17 protein-coding genes are annotated in these 18,094 nt (G+C 67.1%); 13 read left to right on the top strand and 4 right to left on the bottom strand.

The window, feature by feature from the left end:
• Window positions 1–96: 96 nt before the first annotated feature.
• Complete coding sequence (locus tag BMX16_RS11100; protein ID WP_245731493.1) at window positions 97–501, top strand: hypothetical protein; 405 nt, start codon at window positions 97–99, stop codon at window positions 499–501.
• A 64-nt stretch (window positions 502–565) separates the two neighbouring features.
• Here BMX16_RS11100 and BMX16_RS11095 read toward each other — a convergent pair whose 3' ends face one another.
• A complete protein-coding gene (locus BMX16_RS11095; protein WP_089903211.1) occupies window positions 566–2,710 on the bottom strand; it encodes a transglycosylase domain-containing protein in 2,145 nt (714 codons plus the stop codon).
• A gap of 271 nt (window positions 2,711–2,981) precedes the next feature.
• On the opposite strand from BMX16_RS11095, the gene BMX16_RS11090 reads away from it, so the two are divergent.
• The 7 genes from BMX16_RS11090 to BMX16_RS11060 all read left to right on the top strand — a co-directional run bounded on the left by BMX16_RS11090 (window position 2,982) and on the right by BMX16_RS11060 (window position 9,626).
• Window positions 2,982–3,320, top strand: coding sequence for a P-II family nitrogen regulator (locus tag BMX16_RS11090; RefSeq protein WP_089903209.1), 339 nt, complete (start codon window positions 2,982–2,984; stop codon window positions 3,318–3,320).
• A 28-nt stretch (window positions 3,321–3,348) separates the two neighbouring features.
• Window positions 3,349–4,725: an ammonium transporter gene (gene amt, locus BMX16_RS11085; RefSeq protein ID WP_177174637.1), complete on the top strand. Its 1,377-nt coding sequence runs from the start codon at window positions 3,349–3,351 to the stop codon at window positions 4,723–4,725.
• Window positions 4,726–4,976: 251 nt separating this feature from the next.
• A complete protein-coding gene (locus BMX16_RS11080) occupies window positions 4,977–5,315 on the top strand; it encodes a P-II family nitrogen regulator (RefSeq protein WP_089903206.1) in 339 nt (112 codons plus the stop codon).
• 132 nt (window positions 5,316–5,447) lie between these two features.
• Entirely contained in the window at window positions 5,448–6,659 is a 1,212-nt protein-coding gene (locus BMX16_RS11075) for an ammonium transporter (protein ID WP_245731489.1), read from the top strand.
• A gap of 91 nt (window positions 6,660–6,750) precedes the next feature.
• Window positions 6,751–7,746, top strand: a complete 996-nt coding sequence (gene dgcN, locus BMX16_RS11070; protein WP_089903200.1) for an N-acetyltransferase DgcN — start codon at window positions 6,751–6,753, stop codon at window positions 7,744–7,746.
• A 52-nt stretch (window positions 7,747–7,798) separates the two neighbouring features.
• A complete protein-coding gene (gene dgcA / locus BMX16_RS11065) occupies window positions 7,799–8,764 on the top strand; it encodes an N-acetyl-D-Glu racemase DgcA (protein WP_089903402.1) in 966 nt (321 codons plus the stop codon).
• A gap of 4 nt (window positions 8,765–8,768) precedes the next feature.
• Window positions 8,769–9,626, top strand: a complete 858-nt coding sequence (locus BMX16_RS11060) for a D-amino-acid transaminase (RefSeq protein WP_177174636.1) — start codon at window positions 8,769–8,771, stop codon at window positions 9,624–9,626.
• 85 nt (window positions 9,627–9,711) lie between these two features.
• Here BMX16_RS11060 and BMX16_RS11055 read toward each other — a convergent pair whose 3' ends face one another.
• On the bottom strand, window positions 9,712–10,953 hold the full coding sequence (locus tag BMX16_RS11055; protein WP_089903197.1) for a Coenzyme F420 hydrogenase/dehydrogenase, beta subunit C-terminal domain: 1,242 nt from the start codon (window positions 10,951–10,953) through the stop codon (window positions 9,712–9,714).
• 236 nt (window positions 10,954–11,189) lie between these two features.
• On the opposite strand from BMX16_RS11055, the gene BMX16_RS11050 reads away from it, so the two are divergent.
• Both BMX16_RS11050 and BMX16_RS11045 read left to right on the top strand, forming a co-directional pair.
• Complete coding sequence (locus BMX16_RS11050) at window positions 11,190–12,353, top strand: MFS transporter (protein ID WP_089903194.1); 1,164 nt, start codon at window positions 11,190–11,192, stop codon at window positions 12,351–12,353.
• Window positions 12,354–12,425: 72 nt separating this feature from the next.
• A complete protein-coding gene (locus BMX16_RS11045) occupies window positions 12,426–13,448 on the top strand; it encodes an aspartate-semialdehyde dehydrogenase (RefSeq protein WP_089903191.1) in 1,023 nt (340 codons plus the stop codon).
• 66 nt (window positions 13,449–13,514) lie between these two features.
• Here the strand turns inward: BMX16_RS11045 and BMX16_RS11040 are convergent, their stop codons facing one another.
• Both BMX16_RS11040 and BMX16_RS11035 read right to left on the bottom strand, forming a co-directional pair.
• The gene (locus BMX16_RS11040; protein WP_089903188.1) at window positions 13,515–14,432 is read right to left on the bottom strand and encodes a calcium/sodium antiporter; all 918 of its coding nucleotides are present in this window, start codon (window positions 14,430–14,432) and stop codon (window positions 13,515–13,517) included.
• A 122-nt stretch (window positions 14,433–14,554) separates the two neighbouring features.
• Window positions 14,555–15,226 carry a carbonic anhydrase gene (locus tag BMX16_RS11035; protein ID WP_089903186.1) on the bottom strand — a complete coding sequence of 224 codons (672 nt, stop codon included), beginning with the start codon at window positions 15,224–15,226 and terminating at the stop codon, window positions 14,555–14,557.
• Window positions 15,227–15,370: 144 nt separating this feature from the next.
• Here BMX16_RS11035 and BMX16_RS11030 point away from each other — a divergent pair, with 144 nt between their 5' ends.
• The 3 genes from BMX16_RS11030 (at window position 15,371) to BMX16_RS11020 (ending at window position 18,064) form a co-directional block, all read left to right on the top strand.
• A complete protein-coding gene (locus tag BMX16_RS11030) occupies window positions 15,371–15,745 on the top strand; it encodes a hypothetical protein (RefSeq protein ID WP_089903183.1) in 375 nt (124 codons plus the stop codon).
• 76 nt (window positions 15,746–15,821) lie between these two features.
• The gene (locus BMX16_RS11025; protein WP_089903180.1) at window positions 15,822–17,222 is read left to right on the top strand and encodes a leucyl aminopeptidase family protein; all 1,401 of its coding nucleotides are present in this window, start codon (window positions 15,822–15,824) and stop codon (window positions 17,220–17,222) included.
• Complete coding sequence (locus BMX16_RS11020) at window positions 17,219–18,064, top strand: C40 family peptidase (protein WP_089903177.1); 846 nt, start codon at window positions 17,219–17,221, stop codon at window positions 18,062–18,064. Before BMX16_RS11025 ends, BMX16_RS11020 begins: the two co-directional genes overlap by 4 nt.
• The last annotated feature ends 30 nt before the right edge of the window (window positions 18,065–18,094 follow it).

The following is an 18,094-nucleotide window of genomic DNA, read 5'->3' as shown; positions in this document are numbered from 1 at the left end:
ACGGCCGGTCGCCCCTGCGTGACACGGTCAGCCACATGGGATAACCTTGCGTCAGCCGCCCGGCGGGTCCGGGGCGCAAGCAAAAGGATGTGCGGCGTGGTCCGTCTTACCACATATGTGACATGTGCCGGACTGGGCACGGTTCTGGCGGCGCCGGTCGCTGCGGGGCCGTTCGACGGGACCTATCGGCAGGCCGCCAATGCGGAATGTGCCCTCGTGGGCATCGACGGAGGGTCTGTCCGGATCGCCGAGGGCATCTTCTATGGCGTCGAGGTCGAGTGCCGGATGACCAACCCCGTCAACGTCGTGGATATGGATGCGCAGCTTTATACCATGGCCTGCAGCGGTGAAGGTCAGACCTTCAACGAGCGGGCGATGTTGCTGAACAGCGCACAAAGCGACGGGATCATCATGGTCTGGGACGGATACGCCTTTGTCTACGACCGGTGCCCCGACCCGGATGCCGTGCCGCTGGTCATCGACACGCCACCCGCCGACTAGGCCGCTGCGGCGTTCGGTTCGCCAGGCCGTTCAGTTCGCCAGGCCGTTCAGTTCGCCAGGCCGTTCAGTTCGCCAGACCGTTCAGGATGTTGTCCAGCACGTCGAGGATCTGGGTGTCGGCCGTCATCGTGGAATCCGCCACCATCTCGCCACGGGTGCCCATGGTCGGCAGGTCATAGGGGAGGGGACGCGGCGTCTCTCCCGCCACGACGCCGGCCATGGTCGCCTGCCAGATCTCGGCCGGCAGGCCGCCGCCGGTGACGCCCTGCATCGGGCTGTTGTCATCGTAGCCCATCCAGACGCCGACGACGTAATCCGCGTTGAACCCGACGAACCATGCGTCGCGGGCGCTGTTCGTCGTGCCCGACTTGCCCGCCAGTTCCCAGCCGGGGATCTGCGCGCGGGTGCCTGTGCCGGCACGGATCACCTCGCTCATCATGTAGGTCAGTTGTCGTGCGGCCCCGGTCTGGATCACACGCTCCTGCAGGCCTACGCCCGCATTGTCCATCAGCGGCGCATCGTCGCCCTGCAGCCGCAGGTCGATCAGGCCGTAAGGCACGACGGCGGACCCGCCGTTCAGGATCCCGGCATAGGCACCCGTCATTTCGATCAGCGTGGTTTCCGACACGCCCAGCGCCAGCGCGGGACCGGCGGCCAGATCGCTGGTGATGCCGAATTTCTGCGCCACGGTGCGGACCAGTTCGCGGCCGACCTCCTCTGACAGAAGGATGGCGGGGATGTTGCGGGATTCCGCCAGCGCCTGCGTCAGCGTCACCGGACCCCGGAACTGCCGGTCATAGTTTTCGGGCCGCCACGGACCCGATCCCGGCACGTCGATCGTCAGTGGCGCATCCACGATCATGTCGTTCGGACTGAAGCCGAGATCGAGGGCTGCCGCATAGATGAACGGCTTGAAGGCCGATCCCGGCTGCCGCTTGGCCTGCGTGGCGCGGTTGAACGCGCCCGTCGCCCGCACGTCGCGCCCGCCGACCATGCCGCGCACGGCGCCATCGGCGCTCATCACGATGACGGCGGCCTCGGCTTCGCTGCTTTCCTTCAGCCGCGCATCGAACACCGACAACAGCGCGGTTTCCGCCGCGGTCTGGATGCGCTGGTCCAGCGTGGTGCGGATCATCACATCCTCGGTTGTGTTCTGGGTAAAGAAATCCGGCCCCTGGTCCATCACCCAGTCGGCAAAGTATCCGCCCGCCCGTGCCTCGGCCGCAGTGCTGAGCTGCGCGGGGTTTGCGCGCGCATCGGCGGCCTGTGCGGCGGTGATGTAGCCCTGCGCCTCCATCAGGCCGACGACCACGTTGGCGCGGTCCACCGCCCGCTCCATGCTGGATGTGGGCGCATAGCTGCTGGGTGCCTTCAGCAGACCTGCCAGCATCGCCGCTTCGGCGACGTTCACCTCGTTGGCGGACTTGCCGAAATAGCGTTGCGCCGCCGCCTCGAATCCGCGGCTGCCCGCGCCCAGATAGGCCCGGTTCAGATAGACGGTCAGGATGTCTTCCTTGCCGTAGGCGATCTCCATGCCCATGGAGTAGATCGCCTCCTTGACCTTGCGCCAGATCGTGGTGCGGCGGCAGTCCTCTTCATAGGCGCGTTCGCTGTCCCACGTCGCGGGGTCAAAGGGCACGCCGAGGCACAGCAGCTTGGCGGTCTGCTGCGTGATGGTCGAGCCGCCGTTGCCGGACAGGGGGCTGCGCCCCTCGCTCATGTTGATGCGGATGGCGCCCGCGACGCCGCGCGGATCGACGCCGATGTGGCGGTAGAAGCGGCGATCCTCGGTCGCGACGACCGCGTCGTGCAGGTAGGGCGAGACCTGATCGGCGGTGATCATCCCGCCGAACTGGTCGCCGCGCCACGCGAACACCGCGCCGTCGCGGTCCAGCAATGTCACGGACCCGCGCGTGCGTCCGTCCACGAGGGCAGTGATCGCGGGCATCTGCATCGAATACCAGAAGGCCGCGCCGGCGATCAGCACGACGACGGCCAGCCCGAGTTTCCACGTCACGCGCAGGATCAGGCCCAGCGCCCACGTGAACGGCAGCAGCAACAGACCGATGGGGCCGCGCGGACGGCTGCGCCGCGGGGTGCGGGCCTTGCGCGGGCGCGGGGCGGTCGTCGCCTTGGACGGAGTCGCTGCAGCCGCGCCATAGCGGCGGTCCGCGACAAGAGGTTTGCCCGTCTTGCTGTTCTTCGCCATCGCTGCCCGGTCCGTTTCTTGCGCGTTTCGCCCTTCTTACCGCCCCGCAGCGGGATTGTCCCGTGCTGTTGCCGGGAGGGGGATTCGTTTTCCCGACTGCACAAGAAACAGGCGCAGATGTCCCATTGTGCAAAAAATGTGCAACATTTGGTGACTCAGCCTGTGGAATGGCGTGACTTTTCTTGTGCCTCGGTCCTCCGGTACCGCCTGTTTGGCAGGCACATGCACCACCGGGGCCCGTCCCCGTCATAGCGAATGGGGAAAACATCACGTGAAACTGATCATCGCAACGATCAAGCCGTTCAAGCTCGAGGAGGTCCGCGAGGCGCTGACCGCCATCGGCGTGCGCGGCATGATGGTGTCCGAAATCAAGGGGTTCGGGTCCCAGTCCGGGCATACGGAAATCTATCGCGGCGCGGAATACGCCGTGAACTTCGTGCCCAAGGTCAAGCTGGAGATCGTGGTGCCCGACAGCATGGCCGAACAGGTCGTGGGCACCATCGCCAGCACCGCCAAGACCGACAAGATCGGCGACGGCAAGATCTTCACCCTCGATGTGGAAGCCGCGATGCGCGTCCGCACCGGCGAAATGAACGACGACGCGCTGTAACAGCTGCGCAACAAGGGGACAGACCACGATGAATCCATCACTGCTCAAATCAACCCTGCCGCTGGCGGCCCTGCTGCTGGCGCTGCCGGTCATGGGGCTGGCGCAGGACGCCGCGGCACCCGCGGCCGAAGCCGCCGCGGAGGTCGTCGAGGCGGCCACGCCGTCGTTCGACGACATCGGCGCCTACGTCATGACCACCTTCCTTTTCCTGATCGGTGGCATCCTCGTCATGTGGATGGCCGCGGGCTTTGCCATGCTCGAGGCGGGGCTGGTGCGGTCCAAGAACGTGACCACGCAGCTGACCAAGAACATCGCGCTCTTTGCCATTGCGGGCATCATGTACTGGCTGATCGGCTACAACCTGATGTATCCCGGCGACGGCTGGACCATCGTAGGCTATCTCGGCACGCTGTTCTCGCCCGCGTCGCTGGAGCCTGTGGGCCTTGCCGCGGATGCGGCGTCACTCGACTATGCCTCCGGTGCGTCGGACTTCTTCTATCAGGTGATGTTCTGCGCCACGACCGCGTCCATCGTGTCGGGCACGCTGGCCGAGCGCATCAAGCTGTGGCCGTTCCTGATCTTCACCGTCGTGCTGACCGGCGTCCTCTATCCGATCGAGGCGTCGTGGCAGTGGGGCGGCGGCTGGCTGAGCGAGATGGGCTTCTATGACTTCGCAGGCTCGACCCTCGTGCATGCGGCAGGCGGTTTCGCGGCACTGGCGGGTGCGCTGATCCTGGGTCCGCGCATCGGACGCTACAAGGATGGTCGTGCGTTCCCGATGCCGGGCAGCAACCTGGCCCTTGCCACGCTGGGCACGCTGATCCTGTGGATGGGCTGGTTCGGCTTCAACGGCGCAAGCCAGCTGGCCGCGGGCACTGTGGGCGACATCAGCGACATCGCCCGCATCATGGCGAACACCAACATGGCGGCAAGCGCCGGTGCGGTGGCCGCAATGGTCCTCACGCAGGTGACGTATGGCAAGGTCGACCTGACCATGGTGCTGAACGGTGCGCTGGCCGGCCTCGTGTCGATCACCGCGGGTCCGCTCGACCCGTCGCTGTTCGGTGCGCTGCTGATCGGCGCCGTGGGTGGCATCATCGCTGTTCTGGTCGTGCCGGTGCTGGACAAGCTGAAGATCGACGACGTCGTGGGAGCGATCCCGGTGCACCTCGTCGCGGGCTTCTGGGGCACCATGATCGTCCCGTTCAACACCGCCGACACGTCCTATGTGACGCAACTCGTCGGTTTCGTGTCGGTCGGTGCGTTCATGTTCGTCCTGTCGCTGATCGTGTGGATCATCCTCAAGGCGACGATCGGTCTGCGCGTCACCGCCGAGGCCGAGATGACCGGCCTCGACCAGGCCGAGATGGGCATGGAGGCCTACCCCGAATTCGCGAAGGGCTGATCCCTCCCATCGGCTGATCGCGAGTGGCCCGGACGTGCGCGTCCGGGCCTTTTCATGTCCTGACCCTGCCGTGACTGAACCTTTCCTCCTTTGGGTTGATTTATCTACAGCCGTATTTTTACGCTTCATGGTTAAACTCTACGCCGCGAGTGCGTGATGTGCCGTGCTTTCAGGCACAGGCCGGCGCTTGCCCTTGTCCGATGTTCGTTTCGGGGCGCTGTTGGCGTCAGGAAGCGACATGGGGATCCGTCATGAATCTGATCATCGCCGTCATCAAACCCTTCAAGCTCGACGAGGTGCGCAGCGCGCTGATGGATGTCGGTGTGCGCGGCATGATGGTGTCGGAGGTCAAGGGGTTCGGCACCCAGTCCGGGCACACGGAGGTCTATCGCGGCGCGGAATACGTGGTGCAGTTCGTGCCCAAGCTGCGGCTGGAGATCGTCGTGCCCGACGATCTGGCCGAGCAGGTTGTCACCACCATCGCCCGCACCGCCGGCACCAACAAGATCGGCGACGGCAAGATCTTCACCCTCGACGTTGCGGGCGCACTGCGCGTCCGCACCGGAGAGACGAACGACGACGCGCTGTAGGCAGCGCCAGGGGGACATCCACAGATGAGACTGACGACAATCGCAGCGGCCACCGTGGCCTGACTGCTGCCACAACTTGCGGCCGCACAGGATGCCGCCGCGCCCACGATGGACAAGGGCGACGTCGCCTGGATGATGACGGCGACCGTGCTGGTGCTGTTCATGATCGTGCCGGGCCTCGCGCTGTTCTATGGCGGCCTCGTGCGGTCCAAGAACATGCTGTCGGTGCTGATGCAGTGCACCCTGATCACCGCGATGGTGATGGTCGTGTGGGTCGTCTACGGCTATTCCATGGCCTTCGGCGGTGGCACCGGCCCGTTCTGGGGTGGCTGGGGCAAGGTGTTTCTGGTCGGTGTCACACCGGACAGCATGGCCCCGACATTCACCGACGGCGTGGTGATCCCGGAATACCTGTTCATCGCGTTCCAGATGACCTTTGCCGCGATCACGCCGGCGCTGATCGTCGGCGCATTCGCGGAACGGATCAAGTTCAGCGCGCTGATGCTGTTCGTGCTGCTGTGGGTGACGGTCGTCTATTTCCCCGTCGCGCACTTGGTCTGGGACGCGTCGGGTCTGATCTTCAACATGGGGGCCATCGATTTCGCAGGCGGCACCGTGGTGCACATCAACGCAGGCATCGCGGCGCTGATCGGGTCGATCATGATCGGCAAACGCGTGGGTCTGGGCCGTGACAACATGGCGCCGCATTCGATGACGCTGACCATGGTGGGCAGTGCGATGCTGTGGGTCGGCTGGTTCGGCTTCAACGCGGGCTCTAACCTCGAGGCGAACGGCGGCGCCACTCTGGCGATGATCAACACCTTCACCGCCACCGCTGGTGCGATCCTCGCATGGTGCGGGATCGAGGCGGTGACGCGCGGCAAGGCATCCATGCTGGGTGCGGCATCGGGCATGGTGGCGGGCCTTGTCGCCGTGACACCGGCCTGCGGGACGATCGGTCCGGTGGGTGCCATCGTGCTGGGCGCCATCGCGTCCAGTGCGTGCTATTTCTTCGTGGCGGTGGTGAAGCAGAAGCTGAAGTACGACGACAGCCTCGACGTCTTTGGCGTGCACGGCATCGGCGGCATCGTCGGGGCGATCGGGACGGGCATCTTCACGGCGCCGTCCCTGGGTGGCACGGGTCTGGGCGATCCTGCCTTTTCGATGGGCGCGCAGACCTGGATCCAGATTCAGGCGGTCGGCATCACCATCGTCTGGTGTGGCATCGCGTCCATCGTGCTTTACAAGCTGGTCGATCTGGTCGTCGGCCTGCGTGTGACCGAAGAGGAAGAGCGTATGGGCCTCGACCTGTCGGCGCATGGCGAGACCGCCTACCACAGCTGAGCCCGATCAGGCGCGGTGACCGGGCGTTGCACCGCTGGTGCAGCGCCCGTTTCCGTGTCAGGCTGACGTCACTACAGGCTGGAGAGATGCCGTGATCCGCACCCCCTATCTGCTGTTTCTGGGCGACGCGCCCGACATGCTGGCGGCCAAGGTGGCCATCGGCATCCGCGACTGGCGATCCGATCATGCGGTGGGCCAGATCAGCCTGCCCGGCTGTCAGGCCGACCTGAAGCTGTCGGAAATGACGCTGGCCGAAGGGCGTGCTGCGGGGGCGCAGACGCTGGTGATCGGTGTGGCCAACCGGGGCGGCGTGATCGGCCCGCATTGGAAGGCGTGTTTGCTGGAGGCGCTGGCGCTGGGCTATGACGTCGCCTCCGGCCTGCACAACCTGCTGCGCGACGACCCCGATCTGGTGGCGGCGGCACGGGCGCATGGCCGCGCCCTGCACGACGTGCGCGTGCCCACGGTGGCCTATCCCATCGCCAACGGTTGTGCGCGGACGGGCCACCGCGTGCTGACCGTCGGCACCGACTGTTCCGTGGGCAAGATGTATACGGCGCTCGCCATGGACGCCGAGATGCAGGCGCGGGGGCTGAAATCGACTTTCCGCGCCACGGGGCAGACTGGTATCCTGATCACCGGGCAGGGCGTGCCGCTGGATGCGGTGATCGCCGATTTCATGGCCGGTGCGGTGGAATGGCTGACGCCAGACGCCGACCCCGACCACTGGGACCACATCGAAGGGCAGGGGAGCCTGTTCCACATCAGCTATTCCGGCGTGACGCTGGCGCTGATCCACGGCGGTGCCCCCGATGCGCTGATCCTCGCGCACGAGCCCACGCGCACCCATCTGCGTGGCCTGCCGGAACGCGGCCTGCCCACGCTGGAGGCGCTGCGCGACACCGCCCTGCCGCTGGCACAGATCGCCAATCCGGCGTGCCGCGTCGTCGGCGTGTCGGTGAACACGCAGCATCTGGCCGAGGACGCTTTTGAAGCATATCTGGCCGAGGTCGAGGACCGGATGGGGCTGGCGACAGTCGATCCGTACCGGCAAGGCGCGGGGCGTCTTGTGGATGCCCTCGTCTGACGACGAGGACAGCCGCCGGCGGGAGTATTTCCAAAAAAGCGAGGACAAGGTCATGCAGATCGCGGTGACGCAGGACACGTTCGCACTGGTGCAGGTGTTCACCATCTCGCGCGGGTCGCGGACGGCGGCGCATGTGCTGACGGTGACGGTGACGGACGGGGCGCATGTGGGGCGCGGCGAATGCGTGCCCTATGCGCGCTATGGCGAAACGTCGGACAGCGTCGCGGCGCAGATCGCGGGGCTGCCTGCGGATCTGACGCGCGAGGGGTTGCAGGCGTTGCTGCCTGCGGGGGCGGCGCGGAACGCCGTCGATTGCGCGCTGTGGGATCTGGCGGCGAAGCGGGCGGGCGTGCGGGTCTGGGATCTGGCGGGCGTGAAGCAGCCTATGCCGCAGGTCACGGCCTATACGCTGTCGCTCGATACGCCGGACGCGATGCAGGCGCAGGCGGCGTTGCACGCCCACCGTCCGCTGCTGAAGATCAAGCTGGGCACCCCGGACGACATGGCCCGGCTGGAGGCGGTGCGGCGCGGCGCGCCAGACCCCACGATCATCGTGGATGCCAACGAAGGCTGGACGGCAGAGGTCTATGCCGATCTCGCCCCGCATCTGCTGCGCCTTGGCGTCGCGATGGTGGAACAGCCTTTGCCCGCAGGCGCAGACGACATGCTGGGAGAGATCGCCCGACCCTTGCCAGTCTGCGCGGACGAAAGTTGTCATGACCGCGCATCGCTGCCCGGTTTGCGGGGCAAATACGACATGGTGAACATCAAGCTCGACAAGACCGGCGGCCTGACCGAGGCGCTGGCGCTGAAGGGCGCGGCGGTGGTGGAGGGCTATGCCGTCATGGTCGGCTGCATGGTCGGCACGTCGCTCGCGATGGCGCCCGCCACGCTGCTGGCGCAGGATGCGGCGTTCGTGGACCTTGACGGGCCGCTGTTGTTGGCGCACGACCGCGTTCATGCTTTGCATTATGACACCGCTGGCGTGCACCCGCCCAGCGCCGCACTGTGGGGATGAGATCATGCGCACCGTTTACCTGAATGGCGACTACCTGCCCGAGGATCAGGCGAAGGTGTCGATCTTCGACCGCGGCTTCCTGATGGCGGACGGCGTGTATGAAGTGACGAGCGTGCTGGGCGGCAAGCTGATCGACTTCGACGGGCACGCCGTGCGCCTGCAACGCTCGCTCGACGCCCTCGACATGACGCATCCGTCGGACAAGGACACGCTGCTGGAGGTGCACCGCGAGTTGGTGGCGCGCAACGGCATCACCGACGGCATGATCTATCTGCAGATCACCCGCGGCGCGCCCGGCGATCGCGATTTCGCCTATCCGCCGAAGGACACGCCGCCGACCATCGTGCTGTTCACGCAGGACAAGCCCGGCATGGCCGACAGCCCGATGGCCAAGACGGGGATGAAGGTCATCAGCATCCCCGACATGCGCTGGGGCCGCCGCGACATCAAGACGGTGCAGTTGCTGTACCCCAGCATGGGCAAGATGATGGCCAAGGCCGCCGGCGTCGACGACGCGTGGATGGTCGAGGAGGACACCGTCACCGAAGGCACGTCCAACAACGCCTATATCGTCAAGGGCAACACCATCGTCACGCGCCAGCGCGACCACGACATCCTGCACGGGATCACCCGCGCCGCCGTCCTGCGCTTCGCCGCCGAGGCGCAGATGAAGATCGAGGAGCGGCCCTTCACCATTGCAGAGGCGCAGGAAGCGGACGAGGCATTCATCACCTCGGCTTCGACCTTCGTTATGCCGGTGGTGGAGATCGACGGAGTCGCCGTGGGCGCGGGCAAGCCCGGCCCCGTCGCCGCCCGCCTGCGCGAGATCTACCTCGAGGAAAGCCGTAAGGTCGCGGTCTAGTCCGACCTGACGGCTGGTGGTGCCTGAGGGCGGTCGCGGTGTGGATACCTTGCGGCCCTGCAGGCGGGCGCCGCAGTGAACTCAGTCACGTCGTCGGCGGCGCGTCGTCGCGTTGCTCGCCGTCGTCCGGCACCAGCCCGTAGGGGGCGGCGATGCGCCAGACGTGGCCCGGGATCATGTTCTTCATCATCGCGGGCCGCTCGCGGCGCAGGTGCAGGATCGCCTCGGCGGCCTTCATCTCGACCCGTGCGCGGGCGAATTCCAGCCCCTTCGGCCCCAGGCGCGGCATCAGCCAGCCCATGACGGGGCGCAGCCAGTCGGGCATCCGGCGCAGGGGCAGTCCGCCCGCCGCCCGCGCGGTGTTGGCGATGAAACCCTTCACCGCCGAGGCCCGCTTGCCATGTGATTGCGGTGCCTCCAGCAGCACGGCATCGCCAAGGGCCGCCAGCATCTCGGCCCCGCGCGCGTTGCGGATTATCAGCCACTGGTCGCCCATGCCCGCCATGTAGCCCACGGTGATGTCTGCCAGCCGGTTGGTGTAATCCACGCAGGTCCGGCAGGTGAGGGGAAAGAAATCCCCCGGCAGGTCCGACAGCGGCAGTTGCAGGAACGGGATCAGCCGCCGCGACCCGTCGGTGAAGCGCAGCTCCACGTGGTAGTCGGCCCGGAATTCCAGATAAGTCACTGTGTCGGGCGCGGGGGTCAGGCGGGCGAGGAAGCCGTGGAAGTTCGCGGTCGTGGTGTTGTCCGAACAGGGCGTGCCGATGACGTAGATCCGCTCGAACCCCAGTTCGCTTTCCAGTGCGCGCAGGGCGTGGATCTGGCAGGGGATGCCGATGACGGCGATGCGCCGGTGGCCCGCCGCCAGCGCGGGTTCCAGCAGCGCCAGCAGCGGTGCATAGCCCATGCGCATGCCGCGCGCCTGCTGCATCTGGTCAGGCGTCGTCAGGATCGCCGGGCGCGGGGCCCAGCGATCGTCGGCGTCGGGCACCATCGCCAGCACCGCGTCCACGGTGCCGCGCCGCAACAGCTCCGCCGCGAGGCCGGTCGTGATTCCGGTCCATTGCGCGCCCGTGGCCGGGGCCGTCATGCGCGCGCGATACATCGCGCTGTGCACGCCGAAGAAGCCTTCGTCGCCTCCCTCCTGCGCCGCGCGGCCGTGAACCTGCGCCTCGAGGGCCGGATAATCGGGCTTGATGAACTGGCAGGCCCGCCCGCAGGCCGCCGGATCGGCCATCCGGCTGACGCCGCAATCGGTGCAGAGCCCGCGCGGCGCGGCATCGGCGAAGCGGGGCAGGGTCGGGGCATTGGCGGTTGTCTGGATCATGTGGGGACCATACCGCAGCCCCCCGCACTGTCCAGTCAGTTTGACACATGCGGTGGCGCGCACCTCGCCGCCCGCACCGCCGCCGCGTCCCCGCCCGCACCTCCGCCTCACCATGCCCCTCGTTCTTCTGGTCAAAAATATCCCGGGGTCTGGGGCAGCGCCCCAGAAAGGTCCGCAACCTTGCGCAGGTCTGTGCCGCATGGCACCACCGCCAAACACCTACCAAGGCACCCTACATGATCCCCGGCCTCGTCGTCCTTGCCCTGTCCTACGGGTTGTCGCAGTTCTACCGCGCGTTCCTGCCGGTGCTGGCCCCGGTCCTGGCGACCGACGTGGGGGCCACGGCGCAGGATCTGGCGACGGCGTCGGGCATCTGGTTTCTGGTGTTCGCGGCCATGCAGATCCCGGTGGGGGCGGCGCTGGACCGCACTGGGCCGCGCTGGACCACGGCGGTCCTGTTCGCGGTTGGCGGGGCGGGCGGGGCGCTGGCCTTCGCTTTTGCGCAGACGCCGCTGCACATCCATCTGGCGATGGCGCTGCTGGGCATCGGCTGCGCGCCGGTGCTGATGGCCTGCTACTTCATCTTCGCGCGCCAGTTTCCCCCCGCGCTGTTCGCCACGTTGGCGACGGCGACCATCGGCCTCGGCTCTCTCGGGAACATCGCGGGCAGCGCGCCGCTGGCTGCCGCGGTCGCTGCGTGGGGCTGGCGGCCGACGCTGCTGGCGCTGGCCGTGGTGTCGCTGGCGGTGGCCGGCGGCATCGCCGTCTGGGTGCGCGACCCTGCGCGGGCGGGCACGACACAACCCGGATCGGTGCTGGACGTGCTGCGCATCCGCGCGCTGTGGCCGCTGTTCGCGGTCATGCTGGTCAGCTATGCGCCCGCCGCCGGTGTGCGGGGGCTGTGGGCGGGGCCTTACGTCGCCGACATCTTTGATGCCGACACGGCCACCATCGGGCGCGTCACGCTGGTGATGGGGCTGGCGATGGTGGCAGGCAGCTTTGCCTACGGTCCGCTCGATCGGCTGCTGGGCACGCGCAAATGGGTGATCTTCGGCGGCAACGTGTTGGGCTTAGTGGCCTTGATTGCGCTCGCGCTGGCTCCCGCAGGACTGGGGTGGGCGACCGTGCTGCTCGCCGTCGTGGGCTTTGCCGCATCGGGCTATGGCATGATCATCGCCCATGCCCGTGCGTTCATCCCGGCGCATCTGACGGGGCGGGGCGTCACGCTGATGAATCTCTTCGGCATCGGCGGGGCCGGGCTGATGCAGACCGTCACCGGTCCGATCTCCCGCCTCGGCACGACGCCCGCGCTGTCCTATACCCTCGTCTTCGGCAGCTTCGCGCTGGTGTTGGCGCTTGGCACGCTGGCCTATCTTGCGGCGCAGGACCGCACCGACTGACACCGTGGCGGGCCTTTCCCTCCCGCGCCCAAGCGCGTAAGACCCGCACGGTCTGGAAAAGGAACCAATCAGATGGGTTACAGAATCGTCGTCGTCGGCGCCACGGGCAACGTGGGCCACGAAATGCTGAACATCCTGGCGGAGCGCGAGTTCCCCGTGGATGAGATCGCCGCACTCGCCAGCCGCCGTTCGCTGGGCACCGAAGTGAGCTTCGGCGACCGCACCCTCAAGACGACCGATCTGGACACCTTCGACTTCACCGGCTGGGACATCGCGCTGTTCGCCGTGGGATCCGACGCGACCAAGACCTATGCCCCCAAGGCCGCCGCCGCAGGCTGCGTCGTGATCGACAACTCGTCGCTCTATCGCTACGACCCCGACGTGCCGCTGATCGTGCCAGAGGTGAACCCGCAGGCGGTCCACGGCTATGCCAAGAAGAACATCATCGCCAACCCCAACTGTTCGACCGCACAGCTTGTGGTGGCGCTGAAGCCGCTGCACGACCGCGCCACGGTCAAGCGCGTCGTGGTCGCCACCTATCAGTCCGTGTCCGGTGCGGGCAAGGAAGGCATGGACGAGCTGTGGGATCAGACGAAGTCGATCTACAACCCCACCGACAGCAAGCCCGCGACCAAGTTCACCAAGCAGATCGCATTCAACGTGATCCCGCACATCGACGTGTTCCTCGATTCCGGTGAGACCAAGGAAGAGTGGAAGATGGTCGCCGAGACCAAGAAGATCCTTGACCCTGCGATCAAGCTGACGGCGACCTGCGTGCGCGTGCCGGTCTTCGTCGGCCACTCCGAGGCGGTGAACATCGAGTTCGAGAACCCGCTGGACGCCGACGAGGCGCGCGACATCCTGCGGGAGTCCCCCGGCATCATGGTGATCGACAAGCGCGAGGACGGTGGCTACGTCACGCCCATCGAATGCGTGGGCGACTATGCGACCTTCGTCAGCCGCATCCGCGACGACAGCACCGTCGACAACGGCATCAGCCTGTGGGTCGTGTCCGACAACCTGCGCAAGGGTGCAGCCCTGAACGCCGTGCAGATCGCCGAACTGCTGGGCCGCGAGTGCCTGAAGAAAGGCTGATCTTCATCTGAGGCCAAGAAAAAAGGCGGGCCGATTGGCCCGCCTTTCGTGTGTGAGGACGGTGCCTTACTGCGCGAAATACACGTAGGCCACGTAGGCCACCAGCAGGCCCACGCCGATCACGCGGCCGATAACGGGTCGCGTCAGCAGCAGCACCGCGAACAGCACCACCGCCGTGATCATCACCGGAAGGTCGAACGACAGGAATCGCGCCTCGACCGGGATCGGCGCGATGATCGCCGTCACGCCGAGGATGCCCAGCACGTTGAAGATGTTGGAGCCCACGATGTTGCCGATGGCGATTTCCGACTGCTTGCGGAACGCCGCGATGATCGAGGTCGCAAGTTCCGGCAAAGACGTGCCGACCGCCACGATGGTCAGGCCGATGAACGCCTCCGACAGGCCGAAGTCGCGGGCCACGTTGGTGGCCCCAGTCACGAGGAACCGGGCGCCGAAGATCAGCACCACGAGGCCGCCCACCACCCACAAGACCGAGACGGGGATGGATTTCGGGGCAGCATCGCCGACCTCGTCCTCCGGTGCGTCGCCCGGCTGCAGATAGGCCCATACGAGGTAGCCGATCAGAGATGCCAGCAAAAGCAGGCCGGTCAGCCGCCCGATCTGCCCGGTCATGAAGATCGGGACGAGCACGATCACCGCCGTCAGCATCACCGACAGGTCGCGCTTCAGCGTGCTGCCCGACACGCGGATCGGCCAGACGAGGCTGGTCAGACCCGCGATCAGCAGGATGTTGGCGATGTTCGACCCCACGATGTTGCCGATGGCGATGGCCGGCGATCCGGCCAGTGCCGCCTGCACCGAGACCAGCAGTTCCGGCGTCGAGGTGCCGAACCCCACCACCGTCAGGCCGATCAGCAGGGACGACATCCCCAGCCGCTTGGCGATGCCGACGCTGCCGCGCACCAGCGCCTCGCCACCCAGGAACAGGCCGATCAAACCGGCCACGATATAGACGTAATCCACGCTTCACCTCTTGTGCGGTCCGCCCGCAATGTGGCGCAGGTAGGAGGCGCGCCCGCGTTTGCCCAGCCTTTGCGGGCGACAAGCCCTGCCTGTGGCAAAAACGTGCCACAGGCAGGGCCGGGTCAGATGAGCGAAAAGCGCCCCTGTTCCGGCACGTAAGCCTCGAGCGCGCCTTCGCCGATGTCATGCCACAGCCCGTGCAGGGTCAGGGCGCCATCCTCGACCGCCGACGCGATGAAGGGGAAGGTCATCAGGTTCTGCAGGCTGACGATGACCGCTTCCTTCTCCAGCGCGCGCAGCCGCTCGGCGTCCGACCCCGCAGGCAGGCGGGCGTAGCCGGGCCGCAGGATGTCCATCCAGCGTCCGACGAAGCTCGTCTCCTCCTCCAGCTCCGGCGCGTGGCCGTCGCACATGCTCAGGCATCCCTGAACGCCGCCGCAGGACGAATGGCCCAACACGACGACATGCGCCACCTTCAGCGCTGTCACCGCGTATTCCACCGTGGCCGACGTGCCGTGTTGCTTGCCGTCCGCCGCGAACGGCGGGACCAGCGCCGCGATGTTGCGGTGGATGAAGAACTCTCCCTGATCCGCGCCGAAGATGGACGTGACGTGCACCCGGCTGTCGCAGCACGAGATCACCATCGCACGCGGATGCTGCCCGCCGTCGGCCAACCTGCGATACCAGCTGCGGTTCTCGGTATAGGTGGTCGCCCGCCAGCCGTGATAGCGCTTCACCAGATAGTCGGGCAGCGGCTTGACGTGGCAAAGGGCGTGCTGCGTGTCATCTCGCATGATGGATCGTTTCCTTCGGATTTGTCGCGATATTAGGCGGCATTTGAGCGGTCTTCGAGGGATTTCGCAGACTTGCATCAATGAAATGGTGACCACGCCGACCCTAGAAGGTCCCATCGCCAGCAGCTTTCACAGGGGCCGCCCATGAACACCGTGACCGTTCTCGAATGTATCCGCAATCCCGTGATCGATCCGGGGCCATTGTCCCAGATCTATCGCGATCTCGGTGAACGCGCCGCCGAGGAGACGATCTGCCAGGCGCTCGAGGATCTGGCGATTCGCCTGAACCGGTTGCAGGATCTGCGCAGCATCGCGGGCTTTGCCGATCTGGCGCGGCAGTCCGACCGCATGGCCGTCATCGCGCTGGGCATCGGTCTGACCGAGGTCGTGACCGCCGCCCGACACGTCGCCGACTGCGCCCGCCAGACCGACAGCGTCGCACTGGAGGCGACGCTGTCGCGTCTGGAGCGTGGCTTTGATCTGGCGATCAGCCAGATCTGGGACATCCGCACCGTCTAGCACCCACCGACCGACCCTTGCCGTCACCGACCAGACCGTTAGGCTTGCGGGGATCTAGAATGGACCCCCCGCCGACATGACCCGCCAGACACCCCCATCCCCCCACATCGCCACGTTCGCCGCCGCCGACAGTGCCGCCATTCCGCTGCACGTCATCGATGCGGACGACCTTGCCGCCATCCCCGCCGGTGCCCGGTCCTGGGCCGCGGCGTGCGGGTTCACCGCCGCCGCCGGGACCACGCTGGTCGTCCCCGGCGAGGGCGGTGGCATCGCCATGGCGCTGGTCGGGCAGGGCAGTGCCGCGCAGCGTCGGCGCAGCCGCTTCGTCGTGGCCCCCGCTGCCCGTCGCCTGCCACCCGGCACTTATGCCATTGCATCTGGGCTGACCGGACCTGCGCAGGCTGAAACGGCCCTCGGCTGGCTGATGGAAAGCTATGATTTCGCCCGCTATGGCGCGCCGCGCCCCGCAGCCGCCCGTCTGGTTGCGCCAAATGACGTCGGTGCCGCGCGCCTGCAGGCGATCGCGGACGGCGAGGCGCTGACCCGCGACCTGATAAACACGCCCACCAACGACATGGGCCCCGCCGATCTGGCCGATGCCGCACAGGCGCTGGCGCAAGCCCATGGGGCCGATTGCACGGTGACGGTGGGCGACGATCTGATCGCCGCAAACTTTCCCCTGATCCACGCGGTCGGTCGCGCCAGTGCCAGTGCGCCGCGCCTGATCGAGATGAACTGGGGCCACACCGGGCCACATCTGACGCTGGTCGGCAAGGGCGTGTGTTTCGACACCGGCGGGCTGAACATCAAGCCCGGCAGCAGCATGGGGCTGATGAAGAAGGACATGGGCGGGGCGGCCACGGTGCTGGGTCTGGCGCAGATGATCATGGCGCTGAACCTGCCCCTGCGTCTGCGCGTGCTGATCCCGGCGGTGGAAAACAGCATCTCCGCCGACGCGTTCCGTCCGCAGGATATCCTGACCAGCCGCAAGGGGCTGACGGTCGAGATCAACAACACCGACGCGGAAGGCCGCCTCGTGCTGGCCGATGCGCTGGCGCTGGCCTGCGAGGGCGACACCGACCTCGTGATCTCGATGGCGACGCTGACGGGGGCGGCGCGGGTGGCGCTGGGGCCCGACATCGCACCGTTCTTTACGGACGACGACGGCCACGCGGCGGCCCTGACCGCCGCTGCCGCCCGCGTGGCCGATCCGGTCTGGCGCCTGCCGTTCCACGACCCCTATGAGGAGATGATCGAGCCGGGGATCGCGGATCTGGACAACGCGCCCGGTGGGGGCATGGCGGGGGCGATCACGGCGGCGCTGTTCCTGCGGCGCTTCACGGACAAGCCCTACATCCATTTCGACATCTACGGCTGGACGCCGATCAGCAAACCCGCCCGGCCCAAGGGCGGGGCGGGGATCGGGGCGCGTGCGATCCTCGATGCGCTGCCCGACCTGCTGGGGCTGTCGCGGTGACGGACCGCCGGTTGACCGCTGCCAACGCCCGCGTGGCGTGGCGCGGCATGGGTGACGTGCCGGGTCTGCTGGCGGTGGACGGAGTGGAGGCCGTGCTGTCGCGGCCCGTTACCGACCTGATGACGGCACCCGCCACCGCGCCTGCCAGTCGCCGCGACAGGCAGGTGCTGCTGGGGCAGGGCGTTCTGGTGCTGGAGGACCGCGACGGCTGGGCGTTCATCCGCTGTGCCGACGGCTATGTGGGGTATGTGCCCAGTGCCGCGCTGGTCGCAGGCGTGGGGACCACGCACCGCGTCGGCACCTTTGCCACGCACGCCTACTGCGACGCGGATCTGAAATCGCCGGACGTGATGGCGCTGCCCTTTGGCGCGCGGGTGCAGGTCGTGGACGAGCGGCGGCATTTCTATCAGACGCCGCAGGGGTTCGTGCCGAAGCGGCATCTGCGGCCGCTGGACCGGCCCTTCGCCAGCCCCGCCACCGTGGCGCAGTTGCATTTCGGCGTGCCTTACCTGTGGGGCGGGAACAGCACGCGGGGGATCGATTGTTCCGGCCTGATCGCCGCGGCGCTGGGGGCCTGCGACATCGCCTGTCCGGGGGATGCGGACTTGCAGGAGGCGGCGCTGGGTGTGCCGCTGGCCCCCGATGCGCCGCTGATGCGCGGTGATCTGGTGTTCTGGCGCGGTCATGTGGGGATGATGGTGGATGCGGACACGCTGATCCACGCCAACGGTCACGCGATGGCCGTCACCTATGAACCCATCGCCACGGCGATCCTGCGGATCCGCACCACGGATGCCAGCGAGGTCACGTCGCGCCGCCGGATACCGGGGCTGGACGGCTGAGCACGGGCGGCGCGGCCGAGGGCGGGATGC

This window comes from Loktanella fryxellensis (assembly GCF_900110065.1).
GTDB lineage: Bacteria > Pseudomonadota > Alphaproteobacteria > Rhodobacterales > Rhodobacteraceae > Loktanella > Loktanella fryxellensis.
This window is presented reverse-complemented; position numbering and strand designations above follow the sequence as displayed.

Bases quoted from the DNA above. Each gene is read 5' to 3' on its own strand.
- BMX16_RS11075 (WP_245731489.1), top strand. From the start codon at position 5,448: ATGATGACGGCGACCGTGCTGGTGCTGTTCATGATCGTGCCGGGCCTC.
- BMX16_RS11035 (WP_089903186.1), bottom strand. From the start codon at position 15,226: ATGCGAGATGACACGCAGCACGCCCTTTGCCACGTCAAGCCGCTGCCC.
- BMX16_RS11030 (WP_089903183.1), top strand. From the start codon at position 15,371: ATGAACACCGTGACCGTTCTCGAATGTATCCGCAATCCCGTGATCGAT.
- BMX16_RS11045 (WP_089903191.1), top strand. From the start codon at position 12,426: ATGGGTTACAGAATCGTCGTCGTCGGCGCCACGGGCAACGTGGGCCAC.
- BMX16_RS11095 (WP_089903211.1), bottom strand. From the start codon at position 2,710: ATGGCGAAGAACAGCAAGACGGGCAAACCTCTTGTCGCGGACCGCCGC.
- dgcA (WP_089903402.1), top strand. From the start codon at position 7,799: ATGCAGATCGCGGTGACGCAGGACACGTTCGCACTGGTGCAGGTGTTC.
- amt (WP_177174637.1), top strand. From the start codon at position 3,349: ATGAATCCATCACTGCTCAAATCAACCCTGCCGCTGGCGGCCCTGCTG.
- BMX16_RS11080 (WP_089903206.1), top strand. From the start codon at position 4,977: ATGAATCTGATCATCGCCGTCATCAAACCCTTCAAGCTCGACGAGGTG.
- BMX16_RS11025 (WP_089903180.1), top strand. From the start codon at position 15,822: ATGACCCGCCAGACACCCCCATCCCCCCACATCGCCACGTTCGCCGCC.
- BMX16_RS11055 (WP_089903197.1), bottom strand. From the start codon at position 10,953: ATGATCCAGACAACCGCCAATGCCCCGACCCTGCCCCGCTTCGCCGAT.
- BMX16_RS11050 (WP_089903194.1), top strand. From the start codon at position 11,190: ATGATCCCCGGCCTCGTCGTCCTTGCCCTGTCCTACGGGTTGTCGCAG.
- BMX16_RS11060 (WP_177174636.1), top strand. From the start codon at position 8,769: ATGCGCACCGTTTACCTGAATGGCGACTACCTGCCCGAGGATCAGGCG.